Source organism: Nakamurella sp. PAMC28650, from assembly GCF_014303395.1.
Classification (GTDB): Bacteria; Actinomycetota; Actinomycetes; order Mycobacteriales; family Nakamurellaceae; genus Nakamurella.
On the sequence record NZ_CP060298.1, the window covers coordinates 835,040 to 859,472 of the forward strand.

At 67.0% G+C, this 24,433-nt stretch carries 23 protein-coding genes, 2 tRNA genes and 1 pseudogene; 13 read left to right on the forward strand and 13 right to left on the reverse strand.

The window, feature by feature from the left end:
• Positions 1-119 precede the first annotated feature (119 nt).
• A complete protein-coding gene (gene gyrA, locus H7F38_RS03770; RefSeq protein WP_187094461.1) occupies positions 120-2,681 on the forward strand; it encodes a DNA gyrase subunit A in 2,562 nt (853 codons plus the stop codon).
• Positions 2,678-3,235 carry a DUF3566 domain-containing protein gene (locus H7F38_RS25840; protein WP_187092926.1) on the forward strand — a complete coding sequence of 186 codons (558 nt, stop codon included), beginning with the start codon at positions 2,678-2,680 and terminating at the stop codon, positions 3,233-3,235. The genes gyrA and H7F38_RS25840 overlap by 4 nt, the downstream gene beginning before the upstream one ends.
• A 67-nt stretch (positions 3,236-3,302) precedes the next feature.
• On the opposite strand, the gene H7F38_RS03780 is transcribed toward H7F38_RS25840, so the two are convergent.
• Positions 3,303-4,091: a hypothetical protein gene (locus tag H7F38_RS03780; protein WP_187092927.1), complete on the reverse strand. Its 789-nt coding sequence runs from the start codon at positions 4,089-4,091 to the stop codon at positions 3,303-3,305.
• Entirely contained in the window at positions 4,006-5,709 is a 1,704-nt protein-coding gene (locus H7F38_RS03785) for a BTAD domain-containing putative transcriptional regulator (RefSeq protein WP_187092928.1), read from the reverse strand. The genes H7F38_RS03780 and H7F38_RS03785 overlap by 86 nt, the downstream gene beginning before the upstream one ends.
• Before the next feature lie 161 nt (positions 5,710-5,870).
• Between H7F38_RS03785 and H7F38_RS03790 the strand changes: the two genes are divergently transcribed.
• The 6 genes from H7F38_RS03790 to H7F38_RS03810 all read left to right on the forward strand — a co-directional run bounded on the left by H7F38_RS03790 (position 5,871) and on the right by H7F38_RS03810 (position 10,302).
• A tRNA-Ile gene (locus tag H7F38_RS03790) sits at positions 5,871-5,944 on the forward strand.
• A gap of 65 nt (positions 5,945-6,009) precedes the next feature.
• Positions 6,010-6,129: a DLW-39 family protein gene (locus tag H7F38_RS25435; RefSeq protein ID WP_222618421.1), complete on the forward strand. Its 120-nt coding sequence runs from the start codon at positions 6,010-6,012 to the stop codon at positions 6,127-6,129.
• A gap of 124 nt (positions 6,130-6,253) precedes the next feature.
• A tRNA-Ala gene (locus H7F38_RS03795) sits at positions 6,254-6,326 on the forward strand.
• A 182-nt stretch (positions 6,327-6,508) separates the two neighbouring features.
• Positions 6,509-6,754: an ATP-binding protein gene (locus H7F38_RS03800; protein ID WP_187095002.1), complete on the forward strand. Its 246-nt coding sequence runs from the start codon at positions 6,509-6,511 to the stop codon at positions 6,752-6,754.
• 331 nt (positions 6,755-7,085) lie between these two features.
• The gene (locus H7F38_RS03805) at positions 7,086-8,705 is read left to right on the forward strand and encodes a histidine kinase (RefSeq protein WP_187092929.1); all 1,620 of its coding nucleotides are present in this window, start codon (positions 7,086-7,088) and stop codon (positions 8,703-8,705) included.
• 1 nt (position 8,706) lies between these two features.
• Positions 8,707-10,302 carry a histidine kinase gene (locus H7F38_RS03810; protein WP_187092930.1) on the forward strand — a complete coding sequence of 532 codons (1,596 nt, stop codon included), beginning with the start codon at positions 8,707-8,709 and terminating at the stop codon, positions 10,300-10,302.
• 7 nt (positions 10,303-10,309) lie between these two features.
• Here H7F38_RS03810 and H7F38_RS03815 read toward each other — a convergent pair whose 3' ends face one another.
• On the reverse strand, positions 10,310-10,774 hold the full coding sequence (locus tag H7F38_RS03815; RefSeq protein WP_187092931.1) for a hypothetical protein: 465 nt from the start codon (positions 10,772-10,774) through the stop codon (positions 10,310-10,312).
• Positions 10,775-10,827: 53 nt separating this feature from the next.
• Between H7F38_RS03815 and H7F38_RS03820 the strand changes: the two genes are divergently transcribed.
• The 4 genes from H7F38_RS03820 (at position 10,828) to H7F38_RS03835 (ending at position 13,661) form a co-directional block, all read left to right on the forward strand.
• Entirely contained in the window at positions 10,828-11,187 is a 360-nt protein-coding gene (locus tag H7F38_RS03820; RefSeq protein ID WP_187092932.1) for a response regulator, read from the forward strand.
• 493 nt (positions 11,188-11,680) lie between these two features.
• Positions 11,681-12,079 carry a thiamine pyrophosphate-binding protein gene (locus tag H7F38_RS26450; protein WP_187092933.1) on the forward strand — a complete coding sequence of 133 codons (399 nt, stop codon included), beginning with the start codon at positions 11,681-11,683 and terminating at the stop codon, positions 12,077-12,079.
• Between the two features lie 43 nt (positions 12,080-12,122).
• On the forward strand, positions 12,123-12,638 hold the full coding sequence (locus H7F38_RS03830) for a hypothetical protein (protein WP_187092934.1): 516 nt from the start codon (positions 12,123-12,125) through the stop codon (positions 12,636-12,638).
• 39 nt (positions 12,639-12,677) lie between these two features.
• Entirely contained in the window at positions 12,678-13,661 is a 984-nt protein-coding gene (locus H7F38_RS03835) for a GlxA family transcriptional regulator (protein ID WP_222618422.1), read from the forward strand.
• A gap of 81 nt (positions 13,662-13,742) precedes the next feature.
• Here H7F38_RS03835 and H7F38_RS03840 read toward each other — a convergent pair whose 3' ends face one another.
• The 3 genes and pseudogenes from H7F38_RS03840 to H7F38_RS03845 form a co-directional block, all read right to left on the reverse strand.
• Entirely contained in the window at positions 13,743-14,381 is a 639-nt protein-coding gene (locus H7F38_RS03840) for an HD domain-containing protein (RefSeq protein ID WP_187092935.1), read from the reverse strand.
• Positions 14,382-14,665: 284 nt separating this feature from the next.
• Entirely contained in the window at positions 14,666-14,920 is a 255-nt protein-coding gene (locus tag H7F38_RS26455; RefSeq protein ID WP_370531328.1) for a type II toxin-antitoxin system VapB family antitoxin, read from the reverse strand.
• Positions 14,921-14,923: 3 nt separating this feature from the next.
• Positions 14,924-15,562 (reverse strand): annotated as a pseudogene (locus H7F38_RS03845) (TetR/AcrR family transcriptional regulator); the annotation flags it as partial.
• Between the two features lie 128 nt (positions 15,563-15,690).
• Between H7F38_RS03845 and H7F38_RS03850 the strand changes: the two are divergent.
• The gene (locus H7F38_RS03850) at positions 15,691-17,217 is read left to right on the forward strand and encodes an MFS transporter (RefSeq protein WP_187092937.1); all 1,527 of its coding nucleotides are present in this window, start codon (positions 15,691-15,693) and stop codon (positions 17,215-17,217) included.
• A 134-nt stretch (positions 17,218-17,351) separates the two neighbouring features.
• On the opposite strand, the gene H7F38_RS03855 is transcribed toward H7F38_RS03850, so the two are convergent.
• The 7 genes from H7F38_RS03855 to H7F38_RS03885 all read right to left on the reverse strand — a co-directional run bounded on the left by H7F38_RS03855 (position 17,352) and on the right by H7F38_RS03885 (position 24,405).
• A complete protein-coding gene (locus H7F38_RS03855) occupies positions 17,352-18,584 on the reverse strand; it encodes an RNA polymerase sigma factor (protein WP_187092938.1) in 1,233 nt (410 codons plus the stop codon).
• Complete coding sequence (locus H7F38_RS03860; RefSeq protein ID WP_187092939.1) at positions 18,581-18,931, reverse strand: YciI family protein; 351 nt, start codon at positions 18,929-18,931, stop codon at positions 18,581-18,583. Before H7F38_RS03860 ends, H7F38_RS03855 begins: the two co-directional genes overlap by 4 nt.
• A 414-nt stretch (positions 18,932-19,345) precedes the next feature.
• Positions 19,346-21,229: an FtsX-like permease family protein gene (locus tag H7F38_RS03865; RefSeq protein WP_187092940.1), complete on the reverse strand. Its 1,884-nt coding sequence runs from the start codon at positions 21,227-21,229 to the stop codon at positions 19,346-19,348.
• A gap of 2 nt (positions 21,230-21,231) precedes the next feature.
• Complete coding sequence (locus H7F38_RS03870; RefSeq protein ID WP_187092941.1) at positions 21,232-21,990, reverse strand: ABC transporter ATP-binding protein; 759 nt, start codon at positions 21,988-21,990, stop codon at positions 21,232-21,234.
• Between the two features lie 144 nt (positions 21,991-22,134).
• Positions 22,135-22,812 (reverse strand): response regulator transcription factor, encoded by a 678-nt coding sequence (locus H7F38_RS03875; protein WP_187092942.1) that lies wholly within the window; start codon positions 22,810-22,812, stop codon positions 22,135-22,137.
• Entirely contained in the window at positions 22,809-24,116 is a 1,308-nt protein-coding gene (locus H7F38_RS03880) for a sensor histidine kinase (RefSeq protein WP_187092943.1), read from the reverse strand. The genes H7F38_RS03875 and H7F38_RS03880 overlap by 4 nt, the downstream gene beginning before the upstream one ends.
• A gap of 28 nt (positions 24,117-24,144) precedes the next feature.
• Entirely contained in the window at positions 24,145-24,405 is a 261-nt protein-coding gene (locus tag H7F38_RS03885) for a hypothetical protein (RefSeq protein WP_187092944.1), read from the reverse strand.
• Positions 24,406-24,433 lie beyond the last annotated feature (28 nt).

A 24,433-nucleotide genomic window follows, 5' to 3' on the forward strand; every position in this document is an offset into this window, starting at 1 on the left:
ACAGCCATCACCCGTTCGGGTGATCTGAAAGATTTGGAAGGTCCTTACACGTGACAGGCCCCACCGGCCCGACAACGCCGGAGAACGACCGCACCGAGCCGGTCGACATCGAAACCGAGATGCAGCGGTCGTTCATCGACTACGCGATGAGCGTCATCGTCTCCCGCGCGCTGCCCGACGTCCGTGACGGTCTCAAGCCGGTGCACCGCCGGGTGCTCTACGGCATGTACGACTCCGGTTTCCGGCCGGACCGCGGACGGGTGAAGTCGTCCCGGGTGGTCGGCGACGTGATGGGCAACTATCACCCCCACGGCGACAGCTCGATCTACGACACCGTGGTGCGGATGTCCCAGCGCTGGTCGTTGCGGTACCCGATGGTCGACGGCCAGGGGAACTTCGGATCCCCGGGCAACGACCCGGCCGCCGCGATGCGGTACACCGAGTGCCGGATGTCCCCGCTGGCGATGCAGATGCTGGCCGGCATCGACGAGAACACCGTCGACATGATCCCGAACTACGACGGCAAGACCACCGAGCCGACCGTGCTGCCCAGCCGGGTCCCCAGCCTGCTGATCAACGGCAGTTCCGGGATCGCCGTCGGCATGGCGACCAACATCCCGCCGCACAACCTGCGGGAGGTCGCCTCGGCCGTCGTCTGGTACCTGGAGAATCCGGATGCCACGGCGGAGGAACTGCTCGAGGCCACCATCGAGCGGGTCCCCGGGCCGGACTTCCCGACCGGCGCCCTCATCGTCGGCCGTGACGGCATCTCGGACGCCTACCGGACGGGCCGCGGCTCCATCCGGATGCGCGCCGTGGTCGACATCGACGAGGACGCCAAGGGACGCACCATCCTGGTCGCGAAGGAGCTGCCCTACCAGGTCAACCCCGACAACCTGGTCGAGGCGATCGCGCAGCTGCACAAGGACGGGAAGATCACCGGTGTCGCCGACATCGCCGACGAGTCCAGCGACCGCATCGGCATGCGCATCGTCATCACGCTCAAGCGTGACGCGGTGGCCAAGGTGGTGCTGGCGAACCTGTTCAAGCACACGTCGCTGCAGACGTCCTTCGGCGCGAACATGCTGGCCATCGTCGACGGGGTGCCGCGCACCCTGCGGATCGACCAGATGGTCAGCTACTACGTCACGCACCAGATCGAGGTCATCACCCGGCGCACCCAGTACCGGTTGGACAAGGCCGAGGAACGGGCCCACATCCTGCGCGGTTACGTCAAGGCGCTGGACGCCCTCGACGAGGTGATCGCGCTGATCAGGCGGTCCGAGACGGTCGACGTGGCCCGCGAGGGTCTCATCGCCCTGCTGGACGTCGACACCATCCAGGCGAACGCCATCCTGGAGATGCAGCTGCGCCGGCTGGCCGCCCTCGAGCGTCAGAAGATCATCGAAGAGCTGACCGAGATCGAGGTGATCATCGCCGACCTGCAGGACATCCTGGCCAACGACGGCCGCAAGCGGACGATCATCATCGACGAGCTCGGCGAGACCGTCGAGAAGTACGGCGACAAGCGGCGCACCCAGATCGTGCCCTACGACGGTGACGTGTCCATCGAGGACCTCATCGCGGTCGAGGACGTCGTCGTCACCATCACCAGGACCGGGTACGCCAAGCGCACCAAGACCGATCTCTACCGGGCGCAGAAGCGCGGCGGCAAGGGTGTGCAGGGCGCGGCTCTCAAGCAGGACGACATCGTGGCGCACTTCTTCGTCTGCTCCACCCACGACTGGATCCTGTTCTTCACCAACAAGGGACGCGTCTACCGGGCGAAGGCCTACGAGTTACCGGAGGCCAACAGGACCGCACGCGGGCAACATGTCGCCAACCTGCTCGCCTTCCAGCCCGACGAGAAGATCGCCCAGGTCATCCAGATCCGCAACTACGAGGTCGCGCCGTACCTGGTGCTGGCCACCAAGGGCGGTCTGGTCAAGAAGAGCGAGCTGACCGCGTTCGACTCGAACCGGTCCGGCGGCATCGTGGCGATCAACCTGCGCGATGACGACGAACTGGTCGGCGCTGTGCTCTGCTCCTCCGACGATGATCTGCTGCTGATCTCGGCCGAAGGTCAGTCGATCCGTTTCCACGCCACCGACGATGCCTTGCGGCCGATGGGCCGGGCCACCTCCGGTGTGCTGGGCATGCGGTTCAACTCCGGTGACGAGCTGCTGTCGATGGATGTCGCACGCGAGGGCATGTACGTGCTGGTGTCGACGGCGCGGGGTTACGCCAAGCGCACCGAGATGACGGAGTACCCGGTGCAGGGACGCGGCGGCAAGGGTGTCCTGACGATCCAGTACGACCGTCGACGCGGGAAGCTGGTCGGCGCGCTGATCGTCGATCTGGACGCCGAGGTCTACGCGATCACCTCCGGCGGCGGTGTGATCCGGACCACGGCCAAGGAGGTACGCAGGGCGAAGCGTCAGACCATGGGCGTCCGTTTGATGAACCTGGCCGAGAAGGACAGCCTGGTGGCCATTGCGCGCAACGCCGATGCCGGAGACGATGCGGTGGTCGAAGGGATCGTCGAAGGATCGGTGGATGGCGCAACCATCACCGGATCCGATGCGTCTTCCGCCGACACGGCTGCGCCCGAGGTGACTGAATCGGGTGCTGACGACAGCGACGATCCAGACGGATCACCCGATGACGGAGGTACGGAGTGACCACTCCGCGCGCAACACCTGCGGGTGCCCAGGTCTCACCGAGCGCAGTGGCGCCGGTGCGGCCGGCGGGTGCCATTCCGGCGGGACCCGTCGGGTCGAACGGTGGGAGCGCGATTCCCTCGGCTGCCTCGGACCGCGGCACCTCCACCAGCTCGGCCCCTCGACGGGCGAAGGGGCAGCGTCGTCCGCCTCGCCTGGCATCGCTGCAGCTCAAGCGGGTGGATCCGTGGACCGTCCTGAAGATCAGCCTGATCGTCGCGATCGTGATGTTCTTCGTCTGGATGATCGCCATCGGTGTGCTGTACCTGTCGCTGGGATCGTTGAACGTCTGGACCAAGATCAACTCCACCTACGAGACGTTGGTGACGCCGGACAGCGGGACCGGGACGACCGGCCCGCTGGTGACACCGTCCGGCGTCTTCATCGTCGCGGGCGTCATCGGCGCGATCAACATCGTCCTGTTCACCGCCCTGTCCACGATTGCCGCGTTCGTCTACAACGCGGCCGCCGGGATGTCGGGCGGGGTCGAGATCACCTTGGGCGAGCGCGACTGAGTCCCTGGTTCCCCCGCGATCCCAGGGAGGCATTACCCATCTGTCACGGGCTGCGCGTGGACTGTCGTCATGAGCACATTCGAGCGTCACCGCGTCCGGGCAGCCGGCTAGAGGATGCCCTTCGCATGTTGGTCGGTGCGGTCTTCAGGCCGAGCAGTCTTGACGCCAGTGCGGCCGCGTCCCCTGGTGGGATCGGTTCGTCAGTGGCGGACATGGCGGGGTCGCGCAGGGATGGGATGACGGGTCGATCCCCTCGTCGTCGCAGTTCAGCGGCGGTGGCCAGCAGTGCTCCACGTTCGGGAGCATCGGGATAGGCGAGCGCGGTGATCTCCAGGCACAGGGCCAGCGGATGCTCGTACGTCAGCGCCTTGGCCGCCTGCAGCGCGGCCGACAACCGGTCGGCGGCCTCGCCTGCACGTCCCGCCCGCAGCAGGGCCAGGGCGAGCAGACACCGAATGAGCGGTAGTTCCCGCTCGACGCCCATCGCGGTGGCCTGGGCGTCGGCGGTCCGGCCGTAGCCGATCGCCTGATCGACGTTGCCGTCCGCGAGCGAGATGCCGGTGGCAGCGGACAGGAGGACCACCCGTGCGATCCGCCTGCCGTCCGGATGCAGGAGCAAACCCTCGGCCAGCAGTTCCCTGGCCCGGGTCTGGGCACCGACCTGCCAGCAGATCATCACGGCCGTCGGGAGGGCGGAGGCCAGTTGCTCGGGGGAGGCATGCAGACGGCAGGACTCCAGGGCGGCCAACGCGAAGCCGGCCGCCGCCGGATCACCGCGCTCGGCCAGCACTGAACCGACACCCATCGCAGTGCCGACGTACAGGTTCTTCTCCCCGAGGCGCTCGGCGATCTCCACCGACTCCCTGACGTACTCCACCGCATCCCGGCCGCGGTCGAGGTCGTCCGCGATCCCGCCGCAGCACAGCAGCTTCGGCCGGTTGGAGCAGCCCGTAGCTGTAGTGGAGAACCGCTGTGAGCTGATCACCGGGGGTGTCGGCCAGCTCGTCGAGCAGGTCGGCGGGGGACATCACCGTCAGTTGAGCTGCGACCAGTTCCAGGGCCAGCGGCAGCCCGGCGCAGCGTTGGCAGAGGGTGGCGATCAGCGGTGTGGTGGTCGCGTCCAGCAGGAGGCTGCCGCCGGCCTCGTGCACCCGCTGGATGACGAGCTGCACCTGCTGGTTGGTGATCGGATCCTGTTGGTTGGTGATCGGAGGCAGGGCGTCGAGATGGAGGACCCGTTCGCCGTCCAGACCGAGGGCGGATCGGCTGGTGGCAAGGATCGTCAGGCTCGGGCAGCCACCGAGCAGGGCCGTGACCAGCGACGCGACTCCATCGGTGGTCCGCTCACAGCCGTCCAGGACGAGCAACGCCGTCCCGAGCGGGGCCAGGTGGTCGGTGATCGCTGCGGTCGGATCGGCGTCCGCGACCGTCAGGCCCAGCTGCTGCGCGACCTCGCCGGCGACCAGTTCGTCGTCAGCGGCGGTCAGCGAGATCCACAGCGCCTGACGGGGCCGCGCCACCCGGAGAGCAAGGCGGGACTTGCCGATACCACCGCGCCCGGTCAGCGTCAGGAGGCCGTGGTCGTTGATCGCGTTCTCGAGCCGGCGTCGCTCGTCCTGACGGCCGACGAACGCCCCGGTGGCGACCGGGAGCCGCGGCCCGGAGGACGGTGCGTCGGTGCGCAGCGCCTTGAGGTAGACCGCCACGGTATCCGTGCTGGGATCGATGCCGAGCTGCTCGGCCAGCACCGTCCGGCACCGCTCGTACGCCTGGACGGCCCCGGCGCGATCACCGGCCCGGTCGAGGGCGCTGATCAGGGTGCGATGCGCCCGCTCGTCCAGTGGGCGCTGTTCCAGCAGTTCACGGGCTGCGGCGAGAGCCCGGTGGTGATCGTCGGTGGCGCCGGCCGCGGTGACGATCACCTCGATCGCCCGTGCGCGCAGTTGGTCGATGGCATCGCGGTGGGGCCGCAGCCACTCTGCGTCCTCCTGGGGGAGGAGTTCGTCTGCGCGGAGCGCCGCCGCCGGCTGGGCGAGGGTGAGGGACGTGACCGGATCCTGGCTGCTCTCGGCCCTGGTCAGCGCGGCTTCGGCGGTTCTGATGTCGGTCTGCGCACCGCGCGCCAATGCGTAGCCGGCCGGCTCGGTGGTGATGAGGCGCTGATCGCCGAGTCCGATCGGGACGAGCGCGGTGCGCAGGGCGCGGATCACGCCGCGGAGCGCGGGCTGCCAGGTGGGTGGGGGATCAGTGGCCCAGATGATTGAGGCCAGACGCTCCGCTGGAATCGGATGGTCGGCCAGGGCCAGTGCGACGAGCGCTACCCGGGCGCGGCGGCCTCCCAGTGCGAGACCGCTGACCTTGGGAGGTGCGCTCGTGTCGGGGGCGTCGTCGTCGCGGTGGGGGCGGGCGCCGTCGTCCTCGGGCCGGGCAACATCGCCCCAGACCGCAACGGCACCCAGCACGTCGACTCGCACCGCCGAAGTGTAGGAGCACTAAATGTCTGCTGGTCGTACGGTGCGGGCTGAACTGCGATTTTGGCCGGTGTTGGGCCTTACGGTAGTCTTTGTGCTCGCGGCGCCCATCGGAAACCGGGACTTCCTGGAAACACCGAGCTGGCGCCGTGAGTGATGTGTGAGGGCCTGTAGCTCAGGCGGTTAGAGCGCTTCCCTGATAAGGAAGAGGTCGGAGGTTCAAGTCCTCCCAGGCCCACTGCAGTACCTCTCCGCTTGTTCCGCGGAGTCGACGAGGGCTCCACAACTGGAAGGACGGCGCCGATGAAGAAGCTCCTGCTCCTGATCGCTCTGGCCGGAGGCGCGATGGCTCTGGTCAAGAAGCGTCGTGACGCCGCTGCTGCCGAGGCCGCCCTCTGGGACGAAGCCACCGGCGCGAAGTAGAAGTTTTCCAGGCCCGGCTCGTTCCACCCGGTGGAGCGTGGTCGGGCTTTCGGCTTGGCCCGGTCGGTGGGTCGAGCCGCCTGATTTTCCGCCTCGGTGGCTTCCAGTCGCAGGGGTGGGGTCGGGGGACGTAGCTCAATTGGCAGAGCACCGCCTTTGCAAGGCGGGGGTTGAGAGTTCGATTCTCTTCGTCTCCACTAGTATTTCCGCTGATCAGCCGGGGTGTGGTTGATCTTGTACCGGCCCGATCGGCTGCCGTGGCCACTTCCATCTCCACCATCTGCGGTAATGCGTCGTGATTCAAGCTTGTCGACGCGGTAGGTCATACCAAATCCAAAGACTCTAAACGACTCTAGAAGGCCACGGCCATCGTCGACGCATGGTCAACCCCTTCCATGCCGGCTTCGGAGTCAGTCCACCGTTGCTGGTCGGTCGCGAGGCGGTCCTGGGGGACTTCGTCGAGGCACTCGAAGACGGTCCCGGCTCCTCTGGTCGTGCCTCGCTATACACCGGCGCCCGAGGTGCGGGCAAGACCGTCATGCTCAATGCGGTCGAGGACCGCGCCGCCAGCTGGGATGGCTGGTGGTCAGCGAGACCGCCACCCGCGGCTTCATCGATCGGATGACCCAACAGCACCTGCCCAGGGCTCCCGCGTGAGTTCGACGTCAGTCGCGTGTCGTCCGATGACGCGTGGGATTGCCTGCCGGTTGCGATCGCCATGCGTCAGCCGGCCGCGAGCGAATCAAGCAGGTCCACGGTCGGTGCGAAGAACACACTGCCGGTCAGCGGCGAGAAGTCGCGGCGGGTGGGGCCCGGCATTAGGGGTCGTTGGTCACTACGCACTGGTGCACCTGGTCCTTGGGGTGCACTGTTGATCGGAGGACCCTGACCGTTTCAGGCGCATAGGACACTTTCAAGCAATACGCACGGGCGACGCACCAGGTGAGGACGTGGGAATGCCCGAACCTGTTCGGCAGCCTCCGCCACCCGGCGACGGCGCTTCATCACTGGGTAGGGCGGCGTTGGCCCAACTGGTGACAAAGGCATCGGACGGTCTGTGCATCATCGATGCACAGCGGCATTTCGTCTACGCCAATCCGGCTGCCTGCCACATGCTCGACCGTCCGCTGCACGAGCTCCGCGGCACAGATTTTCTGGCCGGTATCCCGGAATCCGAGCGGGAAACTGCGAAGGTGCGCTACACCGCTCAGCTCGACGGCATGGCCGACTCCTATTCTGGTCAGATCCGCACCTCCGACGGCACCGTCCGCGAGATCGTCTACTCCAACTTCGCGATGACCATCGACGAAAAGCCGCACGGTATCGCTATGTTCCGTGACGTGACCGCACCACGGGGGGCCGCTCGGACCGCGGCGGTATTGGCCCAGACCGCAGCGCAGCTGGTCGGCACGGCCACCACTCATGAGATCCTGGCCGGCATCGCTCGGCACGCTTACGAGGGGACCCGCGCGGTGCATGCCGGCATCGCAGTGATGGGAGCAGATCACCGGTTGGCTTTTGGGGGCTTCTGCGGCCACAACGGATCATATTTCGGAACTGGCTGCCCCGGTTGGGCGTCGCTGGCCGAACGCCCTCCGCAGGACATGGTCGCCGCGATGACCGCCGGCACGATCACGACCGGCAGTGTGCCCGGAAAGGCCATTGTGCTGCCCGATGCCCGGGCTGTCTGGCAGGGCGACCCTGTGATGGCCGAGGTCGCGGCCGTCACGGGCGATGGCTGGCAGGTGGCGGTCTGCCTGCCGCTGGCCTGGGCGAATCGGGTCATCGGGCTGCTCGGGGTCTGCTTGCCGGCCGGGGTGGCCGGGCCGAGCGAAGCGGAGCTGGCGTTCTGCACTGCCTTGGCCGACCAGGCGGCGGTGGCGGTGATCAACGCCCGGCTGACGGCTGAGGCCGGTCGGGCGGCAGCCACCCTCGAGCGCACGCGGCTGGCACGCGATCTGCACGACTCGGTCAGCCAGGCCCTTTTTTCCATGACGATGCACGCCCGGGCCGCCGAACTGACCCTGGCCAGGATCGATGCTGTCGGCACCGAAGAGCTGACGCAATCCATTGCCGACCTGGCCGACCTGGCCCGTGGCTCGCTGGCCCAGATGAGGGCGCTGATATTCGAGTTACGTCCGGAATCCATGGGTGAGGAGGGGTTGATCGGTGCGCTGCACCTGAAGGCGGCTGCGCTGGCGGCCGGTGAGCAGACGCCGATCAGGGTGACCGGCCCGGACCAACTCCCGGAACGGGACCGTGCCACCGAGGAGCAGTTGTACCGGATCGCGTCCGAGGCGCTCTACAACGTGATTCAGCACGCTGGTGCCGCTTGCGCCTTCGTGGACGTCACGATCGACCAGAGGGCCCGCCGGGTCACGGTCACGGTCACCGACGACGGAGTCGGATTCGACCCGGCAACCGCCGGTGGTCAGGGGTCTGGTCTGGTCACCATGGCGAACTGCGCCGAGGCCATCGGCGCCGACCTCGAAATCACCAGCGGGTGTGGATCCGGAACGGTCGTCGCAGTCAGCATGGCCTTGGCCGACATCGCGGCCCGGTCGCCGGGAGCCTGACGTGGCTGCCCACGAGGACATCACAGAGCCGGATTCGCCCTTTGCCGATGCCGCCCGCTCGGGTCTGACCACGCTCGCCGGTGTGGTGGACGGTGCCAAGGACGGTATCGCGGTCATCGACGCAGACCGGCGAGTGCTGTATGCGAACCCGTGGGCCTGTCAGATGTTGGGCCGTTCCCTTGGTCAGCTGCGCGGGACAGATGTGCTGGACAGCTTCCCGACTCGGGAACACGCCGCGATCCTGGGCCGAGTCGCCGCGCCACGCTCTGACCGAGCCAATACCTTCACGGGTGTCCTGCTCGGCGCTGACGGCACCGAGCGGGAGATTGTCTGCTCTACTTTCACGATCGAGGTGGAAGCCCGCGCTTGCGATGTCGTCGTTTTCTCGGATCTCACCGACCCCCGGTCCGCGGCTCGGACCGCAGCGGCGCTGGCCCAGACACCCGCTCTGCTGACCGGCACCGCATCCACCGCCGACATCTTGACTCGTATCGCGCGCAACGCCGTCGAGGGCACCCGGGCATTGGCCTGCGGGATTTCTGTGATGGACGAGGAACATCGGGTGACTACCAGGGGCGGGTTTGCCCTGGCTGACCCGAACTACGGGAAGGCGAGCCCGGTCTGGGCTCCACTGAGTGACGCCCCTTTCGAACACCTGGTCAAGGCGATGACGGCCGGCGCGATCGTGTTCGGCGAGGTCCCTGTCCCGCCCGTCGTCGTTTCTGACGCGCGGGCCCGCTGGCAGGCCATTCCGGTCATGCGGGACTTCGCCTCATCTTTGGTCCGGTTTGACTGGCAGGCGGCGATTATCGTGCCCCTGTCCTGGCAGAACAGAACTTTTGGCCTGGTCACCGTGTTTCTACCCGCGGGTCTGAACCGTCCAGATGAAGCGGAGCTGGCCTTCTACACCGCCCTGGCCGATCAGGCTGCCGTCGCTGTGATGAACGCAAGGTTGGTCGAGCAAGCCGGTCGGGTGGCGGCCGGGCAGGAGCGTGGCCGGTTAGCCCGTGACCTCCACGACTCGGTGAGTCAGGGGCTGTTTGCCATGACGATGCAAGCGCGCGCCTCACAACTGTCGATGGCCAGGATCGGGCTGGGCCACGACACTGCATTGGGGAGATCGATCGGTCAGCTCGCTGAGCTGACCGACGGGGCTCTGGCCGAGATGCGGGCGCTGATCTTCGAGCTTCGGCCGGGCGCGTTGGCCGAAGAGGGACTCATCGGGGCACTGCGGAAGCAAGGCGCTGCACTCGCGGCACGCGATGCCCTCACCATCGCCGTTCATGGCCCGGCGGAACGGTTGCAGCTTGATCCGGCGGTCGAAGAGCACCTGTACCGGATCGTGTCCGAGGCCCTGCACAACGTGGCCAAACATGCCCAGGCCCAGTGCGCGGCCGTCAATGTGACCCTGACCGCGGGGCTGCTCCGTGTGACGGTCCGCGACGACGGCGACGGTTTCGATCCTGAGGTCAGGCTGGTGGGACATCTAGGACTATCAAACATGTGTCAGCGCGCGGAGGCCATCGGTGCACGGTTCGCCGTCACGAGTGCACCTGGTCGCGGAACCACGGTGACGCTCTCCATCGCGTACCCCTGATCCCCTGTCACGACGGGTCAGGCACAAAATTGCCGCCCGTCCCGGAGTGCTCCGCCTCCTTCGTCAACCCGGCGGGTACGCCATGCCGAAGCAGCAGACCGGTCGCGGCCGCAACGCTGGTGGACAGAGCGGCCGACCACCAGGATGCGGTGACGCTACCGTGCACATCGGCCGACAAGATGACGGCCGGCATGGTGGTTCTTCCGACCAGGAATGCCGCCGCAGACATGGCGGCGATGGTGTTCAGCATCGCTATCTCGACCGATCCGCAGACCTGCTGCGCCGTGTCCACGGTCGCCGAGGAGATATTCGCGTCGTCGCTGCGAACGCCCAGGGTGGTCATCCATCCCGGCACTCCTGGCCAGATGACGTACACGCAGACCGGCATCGGACCCGTGCGCCGATCCGTACCCGGGGTGACGATGAGACGGTGACAGGTGATCCGGCTCAGACGACCGGCTCCGATGCTCATCGAATTCCTCTACGGCGGGGGTGATCCGGGTGCCAGCGTCACAGCTCATCCGTGTGCTGGTGGTCGAAGAAGATGCGCGTGTGCAGGGCGCTATCACCGCGACCATCGCTCTCGAGACCGACCTCATATTGGTCGGTGCGTATGCAGACACGGCCAACGCACTAGCAGCCGCCGCCCTGTCGCGACCCGCCGTGGCCCTGGTCAATGTGCCACGCCTTGAGAAGGAACTCGGCCTGGACCTGATCCGAGCACTCAGCTTGACGTCGTCATGTGCGGTAGTGGCGATGAGCGCACGTGGCGGGCTTCGCCGAGCGGCACTGGATGCCGGGGCCGTTGCCTTCGTGCAGAAATCCGGAGACATCGATGCCATGCTCGCCGCAGTGCGACACGCCGGTGGGCAAGCTCGGCGCTGAGCCATCTCATGGCCGCCCCACAGAGAAGGATTCTCGGGGTGGCACCGATGGCCGACCAGACCCAGTCATTTGGCCAGCTCGTCCCATGACTTCGACTGATGTGTCCCACCGGCCCACGGTCCATCCTCGGAACCAACACCCTGGATGAGCCGGGGACCCAATGGCTGCAGCGGTTATCTATTCGAAGGAGACGATCCATCGGCCCGGTCCGGTACGGGACCTGTCCATGTCCCCGATCAACCACCTTGCGCAATCCGAAGGATCTCAACCTGAACGCTTCGGACGCTCGACCGGCGCATTCAGGAATCCAGACGCAAGCGGAGAGCGACTGCTGGGATACCCCGGACACTGATCGCTGCCGCTCACCGGTCAAACCCACTGGCTGTGAGGGAGGATTCATCCCTCTCTGATCGGTCGATAGCTCCGCGCGCTTTGACCTTGGCTGGCTCTTGTCTGCGCACTGGAAAATACGACAACGACTGGAGATCTGGAAATGGAAACCGTATGCGATGCATTCTTCGATGTTCTGCGCAAGTTGAATCTCCACGACGTTCGGCAACCCGGGATCGGTCGAAGAACCCGGTTGAGAGATTTTCCGGATGATTTCCGCGACGTCCCGGGTTTGCAGGAGGCAACGGTCATCGCGACGGCTGACGGGCATGCCCGGTCGACGGGCCGGCGGGCGTTGGCTCAGGTTCATACGGCGGCAGGGCTCGGCAACGCCATGGGGAACATTGCCAGTGCCTGGCACAACCGTGCGCCGTTGATCGTGCCGGCGGGGCAACAGACTCGTGAGATGCTGCTGCCAGCTGGGGGCCGCAGATATCGAGAAGCTCGTTGGCGATCACCGACTCTGGACCGATGTGCCAAAGGGACCGGTACCTCAGGATGAAATGGCACCAAACCTCAGTTCCAACCACGTCAGGGAGTCGGTCATGTCCGTTCTAGCCGAAGCGATGATCGTCAACGCGGTCGTTCTGTTCGCCGTCCTTCAGGCCGATCTGGGTCAACGCCGGAAAATAGGCACGTTCCGGCTGTTCCGGCCGCTGATTCTCGCGGCCTTGATCGTTCCAGTGTTCATGACCGCGCTGACCGGACAGGGCAGGCCCCTCAAACTTGAAGTAGGCGGAGTTTTCGTCGGCCTGATCGCCGCCTCGTTGATGGGGGTGTATCGCGACCCGCAGACCGCCCGCCCGGTCAGTCGGGCCGGCGCCGGGTACGCCACCGTCTGGGTCGTGATCATCGGCGCACGGGCCGCCTTTTCCTTCGGCTCCCACCACTGGTTCGGCGCCTCGCTGGCCCGCTGGCTGATGCACCACCAGGTCAGCGCCGACGACATCACCAACACCCTGGTACTCATGGCGGTCGCCATGGTCCTGACCCGCACCGTCGCCATGGCCACCCGCGCTGCGACGTTGCCTCTGCCGGTGCGGCTCGCCGTCCGTGTGTGACTTTGCGCCGCGGTCGACGAGCACGGCCGGTACGCAGACGTGAGCCCCGCTGGCCACCACCCGGCCCGCCGGGTGGTGTTCATCGTGTTCGACGGAGCCAAGATGCTGGACGTCACGGGCCCGGCCGAAGTGTTCGCCGAAGCCAATCTTGCCGGCGCCAACTACGAAATCAGCTACGTGTCCCCCACAGGGCAGCCGGCGATGACCTCGGTCGGGATTCGGCTGCCGGTCAACGGGCCCCCTCAACCGTTCACCGACGTGGACACCGTCATCGTTTCCGGCGGAGAGGTACTGATCAGCCGTCCGGTCTCCGGTGACCTCGTGGAGACGGTTGCCCTGCTGGCGCCCCGGGCCCGGCGAGTGGTGTCCATCTGCACCGGATCCTTCGCCCTGGCTGCGGCCGGCTTGCTGGACGGTCGGCGGGCCACGACCCATTGGCGGTACGCCGCACTACTGGCCCGCATCCACCCGCAGGTGTGTGTTCAGCCTGATGCGCTGTTTGTTCAGGATGGTCAGATCTTCACCTCCGCCGGAATTTCGGCCGGCATGGATCTCGCGCTTGCCCTGGTCGAGCAGGACCACGGCGTGGACCTGGCCCGCACGGTGGCACGTAACATGGTGATGTTCATGCAACGACCCGGTGGGCAGTCACAGTTCTCTGCTCCGCTTCAGCATCGGCCGCCTCAGACCGCCTCTCTCCGTGGCCTTGTGGAGCTGATTTCCGCCGAGCCTGCGCTCGAACACACGACGATCAGCCTGGCCGGCCGGATCGGGGTCAGCACGCGACAGCTGGCCAGAATGTTCGCCACGGAACTGGACACCACCCCGGCCAAATACGTGGGGCAGATCCGCTTGGACCACGCCAAAGCCCTCCTGGACGCCGGCCACACGGTGGTCAGCGCTGCGCAGTCGTCCGGATTCGGCAGTGCCGAGACGATGCGGCGCGTCTTCATTGCGCGCCTGGGCACACCGCCCAGCCACTACCGCGGCCGTTTCGCTGGCCGGGACGTCGATCACGATTGATGTTCCAGAATCCGTCAGGTGCATCAGTGCGCACGGATCGGGAGTCAGATGTCCTGCCTTGCGGCGGCTATCCGGCGGCGGCTATTCGGTCCAGGCGTTGTTCTGGATGATGGTGACGAAGTTGGCCCGGGTGAAGGTCGGGTCGAAGTGGGCCAGTACGTCGTCGTTCATAGTGCCGAACGTGGTGTCGGGCCGGTCGACCATGCCGTCGTGGAACGCCGTGAGGACCCGGTTCTTGAAGTCCGGCCGGGGGTGCACGGCGACCACTTCAGCGCGCTGCTGTTCTGTGATCTGGTCGAGGTCCAGGCCCAGGACATCAGCCTCGACCCCGAGGGTGACTACGGCGACCTCCGGTGACAGGTGCAACGGAATCTCCGGAGTTGTGTGCAGGGCGATTGCCAGCCAGACATCGCGGGCCTGTTGCTCGGTTCGGCCGTGATCGCGCAGGAATCGGTAGGCGACATCGGCCCCGTCGATCTCGAACCGCTGGTCCTGGCGCCGGTATTGCTGCGTGAGGCCGAGGTCATGGAACAGGCCGCCCACGTAGGCAAGTTCCGGGTCGACGTCCAGGCCACGCGCGGCTGCCTTCAATGAGCCGAACAGGAACACCCGCCGGGAGTGGTGAAACAGGTTGTCGTCGGCGAACTTCCGGAGAATCGTGGTCGCTTCGCGGACGAGGTCGGTGTCGGGAATTTCGCTTCCGGCGATGATCTCTGGCATGTGAGCTCCTTGGACTGGTGAAGTGGAATGCTTCAAGTCTTCGGCGCGGCGCCGGGGTTGCCCACTGCGAGACCTGCCTATTTGCCCACAGTTCCAGACACTGGGGACGGGTGACCTTTGGTGCAGTGCACACGCCGTGAAGGCCTCCATTGCGTTGCAGCGGCAATCACCGGTTCGGTGACGGCGAGCGGGCCGTCGTCGGTGATGAGCTGGGTGAGTCTGAGATCGACGGCGCTTCCCGTGGCCCGGTCGAACTCGACCCAGGGCCGATGTGTCGGCAAGTGTCACGCGGCGGGCCCAGTTTCGGCGGGCAGGCCGTCGAGGGCGTGGGCGCCGCGCATGTCCGAGGCCTCATCGCGCGTCATGGGCTGTCCGGCCAGGTGACGTAGCGCGAGGTCAACCGCCTCGGTCCTGGTGTGAATGCCGTAGCGGTCCATCACCGTCCGCACGTAGTAGTCGTCGATCTCGATATTCGTCCGCGACCTGGTCTTACACCCGCGGCTCGAGTCATCAGGCTCGCCCCTCTCCGAATGGCCCATTTCGGCCTGTCGACGTAGCCCGTCCAGCAGCAGGTCCAGCCCCGCACGGAACTGTTCAGCGTCTTCATGATGCTCGAACTCATCGAGAATCGTGTTCAGGTAGGGGTATTGGGTCGGATCCAGTGCGCGCCACTGTGACGTGACCCGTTGCATGTACTGGTCGCGGTTCAGCTTGCCGCTGAGCACTTCCTCCGGCAGTTCCTGGCCCATGTCGGCGGCCAGTCCGACGACGAAACCGACCATCGCGGACGTCGCGTGGAAGGTCTGTCGCGGGGTCAGGTGCAGCCGCATCACCTGCCCACCGATCCGCTCGTACAACCGGAGCGAGTTGGGTTGAAAGCCGGTGTTGCGCAGAAAATAGCTGCCCAGCCAGGGCCTTTGGATGGCGGCGTCGTACAGGGCGACGCCGATGCTGCGGAGCGCCTCGAGCGGGTCGTCCAGAGTCACGAACTTCTCGGTGTCCGCCAGCACCGTTGCCATGACATGGTCGGCAGCCCGGTCGAGCAGTTCGTCCTTGTTCTGCACGTACCAGTAGATGCTGGCGACACCACCGCCGAGCCGGGCGGCCAGCGCCCGGAACGTCAGGGCGGCTTCCCCCGCTTCGTCCAGCAATCCGACCGCCTCGGTCAGCACGGCTTCCATCGAGTGCGAGGCGCGGCGACGGGGGGTGTGCGTGGCGGGATCTGAGTTCACCCCTGCACTATATCGAACGGCGTTCTATATTCGAACCGTGTTCGGTTATCGAACACCGTTCGATAGGGGAGACATCCATGACCACATCACCAGCCCCGGCCCCGGTCACCGCACAGACCGATGCCCTCGCACCCGCCGAACCGCCGTCGACCGCCTCCGGTTCCCGCACCTACCTCTCCCTGCGCGCCGCCTGGATCCCGCTCGCGGCCCTGTGCCTGGCCTTCTTCGTCGAGATGGTCGACAACACCCTGTTGACCATCGCGCTACCGACCATCGGGCGAGATCTGCACGGCAGCACCACCTCTCTGCAGTGGATCACCGGTGCGTACTCGCTGACCTTCGGCGGATTGCTCTTGACGGCCGGATCGATCGCCGACCGATTCGGGCGGCGACGCGTCCTGCAGGTCGGCCTGGGCGCCTTCGGCCTCATGAGTCTGGCCGTGCTGATGGTCAGCAGTACCGGCGAACTGATCGCCCTTCGTGCCGGCTTGGGTATCGCCGCCGCCGCGATGGCACCGATCACCAACTCGCTGGTCTTCCGCCTGTTCGACGCCCAAGCCCTGCGGATGCGGGCGATGACGGTGATGATCGTCGTCGGCATGAGCGGCTTCGTCCTCGGGCCGCTGATCGGTGGCACCGCCCTGGCCCACGTCGGTTGGCAGTGGCTGCTACTGGCCAATGCACCGATCGCGATCATCGCGTTCGTCGGTGTTCGGTTCGGCGTAGCCAAAGACCGCACGGAAGACCTCACCGCCGACGTCCTGGACATCCCCGGAGCCGCGTTGACCATCCTGGGGATCGGCCTGGCCTGCTACACGCTGACCAGCGGCGTCGAGCACGGGTGGCTCTCCGTGTCGACCCTGCTGGCTGCGGCTGGTGCCGCCGCCGCCGTCGCGGGCTTCATCTGGCGTGAGCGGCGCACTGCGTTCCCCATGCTGGACCTGCAACTGTTCCGCAACCGCACCGTTCGCGGCGCGACGCTTGCCCAGCTCGGCAGCTCCCTGGCGATGGCCGGCGTGATGTTCAGCCTGATCCTGCACTTCCAGTACGCCTATGGCTGGAGTCCGATCCGAGCCGGTCTGGCCAATCTGCCGATCATCGTCACCATGCTTGCCGTCGGCCCGCTCACCGAACAACTGGTCGCAAGGCTCGGGCGACGGCTGGCCTGCCTCATCGGAGCCATGGGCCTCACCGTCGGGTTGGGCTGGCTCGCCTGGGCCGTCGACCACGGGTACACCGCGATCGCGCTGGGCATGGTGATCCTGACGATCGGACTGCGGACCGTCATGACGATCTGCGCCGTCGGACTGGTCGACGCTATGCCCAGCAACCGCACGTCGCTGGGCGCCGCCCTCAACGACGCTGCCCAGGAAGTCGGAACGAGCATCGGTATCGCCCTCCTCGGCACCGTCATGGCCGCGCTGGTGGTGACCGTCCTTCCGATCGGGGCCTGGAGCCCCGCTCTGGTCAGCTCCTACTTCCACGGCGAACGCGTCGCCTACCTGGTCCTCACCGTGCTCGTCGGAGTGGCGGCAGTGCTCGGCGCGCTCACCCTGGACGACTCGCGCACGGTCGACGAACACCCCGGGGAGCAAGCAGTGTGATGTCATCCACCAGCGGCGCCCACTGGTTGCCGACTGGCAGCGCTGGGCGTCGCCCCCGTCCGTGTCTCCGCTCGAGCGGCGTGCCCACCTTGCGTCGAGGGCGGATCCCGCGTTGCCAGCGGGATCCATGCTGGTCAAACGGACCCCAGCTGGTCGCGTCGGCGGGTCAGGTAGGCGATCTCGGCAGTGTTGGCGGCCAGGTCGATGGCCTTGTCGTAGGCGGCGCGGGAGTCCTGACTTCGGCCCGACCTGCGCAGCAGGTCGGCGCGGGTCGCCTGATAGGCGTGGTACCCGGCCAGCTGGTGATCGAGGCGATCGACGACGGCCAGTCCCACTGCGGGGCCGTCGAGCTCGGCGACCGCGATCGCCCGGTTGAGGGCGACGACCGGCGAGTGGTCGAGGCGGACGAGTTGGTCGTAGAGGGCGACGACCTGGGACCAGTCCGTGTCACCGACGTCGTGGGCGAAGGTGTGCACCGCATTGATCGCGGCCAGGATCTGGTAGCGGCCCGGAGCCACCCCGGCAGCCAGGCGCTCGCGCACCAGCTGATGGCCCTCGGCGATCAGCTCCGCGTCCCAGGCTGCTCGGTCCTGCTCGTCGAGGGTGACCAGTTCGCCGCCGGACGACACGCGGGCGCTGCGGCGGGCTTCGATCAGGAGCATCAGAGCCAGCAACCCGACCACTTCGCCGTCCTGCGGCAGCAGGGTGCGGATCAGCCGAGTCAGCCTGACCGCGCCCCCGGTCAGCTCGTGACGGACCGGATCGGTATCGGCGCCGGTGGCGAGGTAGCCCTCGTTGAAGACCAGGAACAAGACGGTCAGGACGCCCGAGATGCGTCGCGGGAGATCCTCCGCGGACGGCACCCGATAGGGGATGCGCGCCGCTTTGATCTTCGCCTTGGCTCGGGTGATGCGTTGCGCCACGGTGCTTTCCGGCAGGAGGAAGGCCCGAGCGATCTCGCGCATCGTCAGGCCCGCGACCAGCCGCAACGTCAGTGCCACCCGGGTTTCCATCGCCAGTGCCGGATGACAACAGGTGAAGATCAGCCGGAGTTGGTCGTCGTCGATGGCGCCGACCGGCGCGGGTGGCTCGTCGTCGTAGACCATCTGAGCCTCCTGGTACTTGTCGTCGCGCTTGTTCTCGCGCCGGATCCGGTCGATGGCCCTGTGATTGGCGGTCGTGGTCAACCACGCACCGGGGTTGGGCGGTACGCCGTCCGTCGGCCACCTCGCGACGGCCGTGGCGAAGGCCTCGGCGGTCGCCTCTTCGGCGACGTCGAGGTCATGGAAGCGCCGGGTGAGGGCGGCGACCACCCGGGACCACTGCTCGTGGTGCGCCCGGGTGATCGCCTCCTGCACCTGGATCACTGGAACGGTCGGACCTCGACCTTGCCCTGGCAGGCTTTCGAGCCTTGCGCGGCGAGTGCCAGCGCTTGGTCGAGGTCGGTTGCCTCGATGATCCAGAAGCCGCCGAGGTACTCCTTGGACTCCAGGTACGGCCCGTCGGTGAGGAGCGGGCCCTCGCCCCGGCCGTCGACGACGGTCGCGGTGGACGCCGAGGCAAGGCCGTTGGCGAAGACGAAATGGCCTTCAGCCTGCAGTCTCTCGTTGAAGGCACCGGTGTCGGCCATGGCCTTGGCCATGGTCTCCCGGTCGGGATAGTTGCCGAGCTCGGTCAGCTCGGCGGCTCCGTAGACGGACAGCAGGTACTGCATCTTGGATCATCTCCTGTCGTTCGGCGGCGACCCTTGATGGGTGGCCCTCATCCTTGCAACGAACGGCTCCTGCCCGATCCGACACCCCATCCCAGCCTTCTTCGAAGACTTTTGGTGGGACGTCAGAAATATGCGCCGGCAGCCCCAGGATCTCCCGGCGAAGCGAAGCGAAGCGGCGCGGCGATCAGGTTCGGACGTCCGACGTCGTCGCTCCTCGTGCCCTGGGCAGCAAACGGGCCGAGCTTGACCTCGGCGCGGATCCGAACGTCAGGAATGCAAAGGGTCGCACGCCGCTGACGATGGCGAGCAGTGCGCGATTCGAAGCGACCATTGCGTTGCTGTCCGCGGCCGGAGCCCACTGAATGCTCTCGCCGTCGAGGGAGGCTACGGGGGCGAGGAGTCGCCGGCGCGTCGTCAACGACGACGGCCCTTGTCGCCGCCCCCGGACGAGCGCGTCGACGTGCCGCGCCAGGCCGTGGGGATCACCGTCATCATCGCGATGACGACGGTCGAAACGGCCAGGGCGCACGTGACCGGTAGGTCGAACACAGGCAACGGAACGCCCAGCATGTCCTGCCCGACACCGACGAGCGCGGGCAGGACAGCGACCAACCCGATGGTCAGGGCGGTCACGATGATGAACGCGGTCTCGATGGCCACCATGCTCATCACCTGCACTCGAGTTGCTCCGATGCGCTTCAGGAGCACGAACTCCTGTCGTCTTCCCGCCGTCGCCATCGTGAGGGAGTTGGCCGCTGCGATGGCGATGAACCCGAGGAGCGCCAGTAGTAGCACCAGCGACAGTTGTTGCTGCCCTCCCGTGCTCCGAGTTGCTGCCCGTGCGTAGCCCGCGCCGTCCATCACCGTCAGTCCCATTGCGGAAAGTGTCTTGTACGCAGTAGGTTTCGAGAACACGGTGGTGTCGATGAAGACGGCATCGAACGCCGCCGCGCGCGGCCCGAGCCCAGCCCGCGCTGCTCCCATGAGGTAACCGCCGAAGCCGAGACCGCGTTCGTAGACGGCGACGATCTTCGCGGCCATCGCCTGATCTCCGGCCAGGCGCACGTCGATGGTGTCGCCCACCCCTTTGCCGGTGAACAGGAGACTGGAACGACTCACGGCGATCGTGCCCGGGAGGTCGAGGTCGCGGAGCGATCCCGAGCTCACCGCTGGGTCGAACAGCGGCCGCCCGGAGCTGATCGTGGTGATCGATGCCTGCTCCCAACCCATCTCGGGACTGGTGCGGACGGCGCCGGAAACATGCCCTTCTGCGGTGATCGCCGTGACACCCGGGATGGCGGTGATTGCGGCGGCCTGGGCAGAAGTCACCCCGGACGGCGACTGGACGACCAGATCTGCGCTGACCCCGGCGCGGAGTTCGCCGGCAGTAGCGCTCACGACGGCCCTGTTCACTCCTGACTGGACTGATCCGAGCGCAACCAGAAGGGCAAGGGGAATGATCACGGAGCTCAAACGGCGGGAGAAGCCCCGGTTGTTGGCGAATGCCAGTACTCGTCCGGCGCCGGCGGAACTGCCCATCAACGCCAGCCCGCCTGTCGCGGCCCGACGGATGAGTGCTGGACCTGCGAGTGCGGCCGCGATGATCAGGAGAATCGCGGACGTGGCCCCGGTGGCACTGCCGATGATTCCGGGCAGGACAAAGGGCGTGGTGGCGGCGAGCAGGCCCGCGACGGCAAGACCGGCAGCGGTCCGGAGCCGTCCGCGGGAAGTCGTCGGCGAGTCGACGATGCTGTCCCGCACGGCCACCGTCGGGCTGACGCGCAGGATGCCGCGGGCTGCTGCGAGGGCGGCGAGAAGCGCAGTCGGCACCAGCACGAGCAGGGTGGCCCCGATCGAGATCGGCGAGAACGGCAGGACGAATCCCTCTGGCAGCCCGACACTGGATCGGAGCAGGGGCAACAGGAGTGGCGCGACGAGGACGCCGACGGCGACGCCGATCGGAGCGGCGACCAGAAGGATGGCCAGGGCCTCGGCGGTGACCACTCCTCGCACCTGACGTGCCGTCGCGCCGATCGCCCGGAGCAGTGCAAACTCCCTGCGGCGCTGACGAGGTGCGCCGGAGAAGACGCCGGCGACGATGAACACCGAGATCATCACGACGATCCCGGCAAAGGACCCGGCGAGACCCACTACCAGGGCCAGCTTCTCGTTGTGGACACCGGCGTCGAGCCATTCTCCGGTCGCCATGAGGAGCGCTCCGGCGAGGGCGACGATCAGGGCGGTGCCCATGAGGCTGCTGCGGTTGACCACGAACACCGAGCGAAGTGCTGCGTTCATGGTCAACGTCCCAATTCGATGAGGCGGGCGGAGATGGCCTCGACGGTCGGGCCTCTCAGCTCGCCCCGGAATCGACCGTCGGCTAGGAACAACACCCGATCGGTGAACGCGGCGGCCCGCGGATCATGCGTCACCATGACGACTGTCTGCCCGAGATCCTGCACCGCGCTGCGGAACAACCGGAGGATCTGGTCTGCGGTGGCCGCGTCGAGCGCACCGGTCGGCTCGTCCGCAAAGATGACATCCGGGCCGGCGACGAGTGCCCGGGCGATCGCCACCCGCTGAGCCTGTCCTCCCGACAGTTCGCCGGGAAGTCGGTCGGCAAGGCCGGTGAGTCCGACAGACACGAGGACATCGCGCATCCGGTGCTCGTCGAGTCGGAGACCCGCGAGGGTGATCGGCAACTCGATGTTCTCGCTGACCGTGAGATGGCTGATCAGGTTGAAGCCCTGGAAGACGAAGCCGACGTGTTCGCGTCGGAACCGGGTGAGCGTGTCCGCGGACATCCCGCTCAGCTCGACGCCGCCGACGACGACCCGACCCCGGGTCGGCAGGTCGAGGCCGGACGCGCAGTGGAGGAACGTCGACTTGCCTGATCCGGACGGACCCATCACCGTGGTGAAGGATCCGGGCTCGATCGAGAGAGTGACGGCATCCAGGGCGGACACGGTGTTCGGACCGTCCGGATAGGTCTTGGTCACCTGCTCGAGGTGGACGGCCGCACTGGTGAGTTGGTGGGAGAGGACGGAGAGGCGGGGCATGACGTGCTCCTTGCGTGAAGGGCTGGAACACCCTCAACGCTATGAAGTCGCGACACGAGATCCCAGACCCAGAGGGAGGAACCTGCGTTCTTGCACCTTTGGATGCAGGCGCCTGCTCGATCGGTCGTCCAGTTGAGCTCTCGTTCAGTCGCCCGTCGCACCGGGGACGTTGACGATCCGGTTCTGATAGGCCCAGACCACCGCCTGGAGGCGCGATCGGACCCCGAGCTTCGGGAGCATCCGGGCCAGGTGCGACTTGACCGTCGACACCTCGACGACGAGCGCGGCCGCGATCTCCTCGTTCGACATTCCCTCGGCGAGAAGCAGAAGCACCTCACGCTCCCGCGCCGTCAGCAGGCCGTCCGCGCGGGCTCCGGTGACGGGTTGCAGTCGACGCCGATCGACGAACTCACGGAGGACGCGGCGCGTCAGGGCCTGGTCGAGGGTGCCGTTGCCGGCAGCGACCTGGCGGACCGCACGGATGATGACGTCCGGATCCGCGTCCTTGAGGAGAAACCCGGCCGCGCCCGCCTCGAGCGCACCGAAGACGTAGTCGTCGAGGTCGAACGTCGTCAACATGAGAACGGGAATCGGTGGATCAGTGTCCGTGCCGGAGAGAGCGCGGGCGACCTCGATCCCGTCCATTCCGGGCATCCGGATGTCCAGGCAGGCGACGTCCGGGCGCAGGGTTCTCGCCAGAGCGAGTGCTTCCGTGCCGTCCGAGGCGATGCCCACCACCTCGATGTCCGGCTCGGACCCCAACAACGCGGCAAGACCGGCCCGCACCAGAGCCTGGTCGTCGGCGATGAGCACCCGGATCATGTGGTGCCCACGACGTCGGCGACATCTGGGGTACTGACGGGGCGGATCCTGGAAGACCGGCCGGCGGACTCCCTCGACTCTCTCGGCACGGAGGCGCGGACCTGCCAGCCGCCGTCGGCTGTAGGGCCGAAACGCAGATTGGCGCCGACCAGCTCGGCACGTTCCCGCATGCCCACGAGCCCGAATCCGCCGGCCGAGGAACGAGTGCCTGCCACGCTCGGTGAAGAGTTCGTCACGGTGACCACCACGAACCGGTCGTCGCGGTCGTCGATCTCGACGACACGGGCTGCCCCGGGTGCATGGGTGACGGCATTCGTCAGAGCCTCCTGGATCGTCCGGTAGAGGGCCAGCTGCGCAAGCGGCCCGATGCCTTGGCCCAGCTCGCGGCCGTCGGCGGTGCGAACGTCGAGTGCGATCGGCCCCTGCTCGTCAGCGCGCTCGACGAGTTCCGGCACCGCCGCAAGGGTCTGGACGGATCGCTCGCCCTCGCTGTCGTCGCGGAGCAGACCGACGAGGCGCCGCAGGTCGTCCAGTACGGCGGTGCTCTGGGCGCGGACCTGTTGCACGCCCCGATGAGCCTCCTTCGGGGCGGTATCGATCTGTCGGTCGACGACGGCCGCCATCAGTGCGATACCCGAGAGGTGGTGTGCCGCGATGTCGTGCAACTCCCGCGCCATCGCTGTCCGTTCTCGTGACACCGCGGCCTGGACCTGTGCGTCCCGTTGCTCCGTTCTCGCCAGCTGCTCGTCGTGGCGGGCCTCGCGCACCTCGTTCCTCGACCGCACCAGCAGGCCGAGGACCGCCGGAATGGCGATGACTGCGAGCGCTTGGACCATCGCCCCGATGACGGCTCCGCCCGGTTTCAGCGCCTCGCCCCCGATGCCATTGACCGTCTGCCCCAGGGCAACGAGGATTCCGGCCGACACCAGGGCCGAGGCGAGCCGTGCCAGGGGTACCCCCACGACCGCGCGGAAGACCAGGACCAGGACGGTAGCGCTCGAGATACCGTAGGCCGCACCGGGTGTTGACCAGGACATCGCGAACGCGAGGGTCGCCGCACCGATCATCGACAGTCTCGGAGTGCGGCCCGCGCATGTCAGCAGGACGCCCTGGGCCAGGAGCCCGAGGAGGAACAGCCACCAGCGCACGCTTCCCGGTGACACCGCGATGAGCGTGGCCGCCCCGGGATCGCCGGCCGTCAGCGCGGGGAGCGTCAGGAATACTGCGAGGGACAGGACAGTGCACAGGACGCCGACCACGATGTCGGCGACAGGGGGCCGTCGGTGGGTTTTCATGGCGGCCATGTCCTGAGTCTACGATTCGATTGCTGCGCTACCGCGAGTCGAAGTATTCGCGATAGATCTGTCGTCCGTGGACGCCCGCCGTACGAAATCCGGACTGGAAGCTTTCCACCATCGCGGTGGGTCCGCACATGAAGACCGATGATGCCGTCGTGTCCCCGCCGACCGCGGTCAGCACCTTCTCGGTGGTGAGCCTTCCGTCGACCTGGCGCTTCGGATCCGGAGCGAGCGATTTGAGCCAACTCAGGAATGGGGCCACGCCGGCGCCGCCGGCGATCCAGCCGACGTGCAATCGCCCAGCGCCTTGACGGTCCGTCCGT

Bases quoted from the DNA above. Each gene is read 5' to 3' on its own strand.
- gyrA (WP_187094461.1), top strand. From the start codon at position 120: ATGCAGCGGTCGTTCATCGACTACGCGATGAGCGTCATCGTCTCCCGC.
- H7F38_RS25435 (WP_222618421.1), top strand. From the start codon at position 6,010: ATGAAGAAGCTCCTGCTCCTGATCGCTCTGGCCGGAGGCGCGATGGCT.
- H7F38_RS03800 (WP_187095002.1), top strand. From the start codon at position 6,509: ATGGTCAACCCCTTCCATGCCGGCTTCGGAGTCAGTCCACCGTTGCTG.
- H7F38_RS03805 (WP_187092929.1), top strand. From the start codon at position 7,086: ATGCCCGAACCTGTTCGGCAGCCTCCGCCACCCGGCGACGGCGCTTCA.
- H7F38_RS03815 (WP_187092931.1), bottom strand. From the start codon at position 10,774: ATGAGCATCGGAGCCGGTCGTCTGAGCCGGATCACCTGTCACCGTCTC.
- H7F38_RS26450 (WP_187092933.1), top strand. From the start codon at position 11,681: ATGGAAACCGTATGCGATGCATTCTTCGATGTTCTGCGCAAGTTGAAT.
- H7F38_RS03830 (WP_187092934.1), top strand. From the start codon at position 12,123: ATGTCCGTTCTAGCCGAAGCGATGATCGTCAACGCGGTCGTTCTGTTC.
- H7F38_RS03840 (WP_187092935.1), bottom strand. From the start codon at position 14,381: ATGCCAGAGATCATCGCCGGAAGCGAAATTCCCGACACCGACCTCGTC.
- H7F38_RS26455 (WP_370531328.1), bottom strand. From the start codon at position 14,920: ATGGGCCATTCGGAGAGGGGCGAGCCTGATGACTCGAGCCGCGGGTGT.
- H7F38_RS03850 (WP_187092937.1), top strand. From the start codon at position 15,691: ATGACCACATCACCAGCCCCGGCCCCGGTCACCGCACAGACCGATGCC.
- H7F38_RS03860 (WP_187092939.1), bottom strand. From the start codon at position 18,931: ATGCAGTACCTGCTGTCCGTCTACGGAGCCGCCGAGCTGACCGAGCTC.
- H7F38_RS03865 (WP_187092940.1), bottom strand. From the start codon at position 21,229: ATGAACGCAGCACTTCGCTCGGTGTTCGTGGTCAACCGCAGCAGCCTC.
- H7F38_RS03870 (WP_187092941.1), bottom strand. From the start codon at position 21,990: ATGCCCCGCCTCTCCGTCCTCTCCCACCAACTCACCAGTGCGGCCGTC.
- H7F38_RS03875 (WP_187092942.1), bottom strand. From the start codon at position 22,812: ATGATCCGGGTGCTCATCGCCGACGACCAGGCTCTGGTGCGGGCCGGT.
- H7F38_RS03880 (WP_187092943.1), bottom strand. From the start codon at position 24,116: ATGGCCGCCATGAAAACCCACCGACGGCCCCCTGTCGCCGACATCGTG.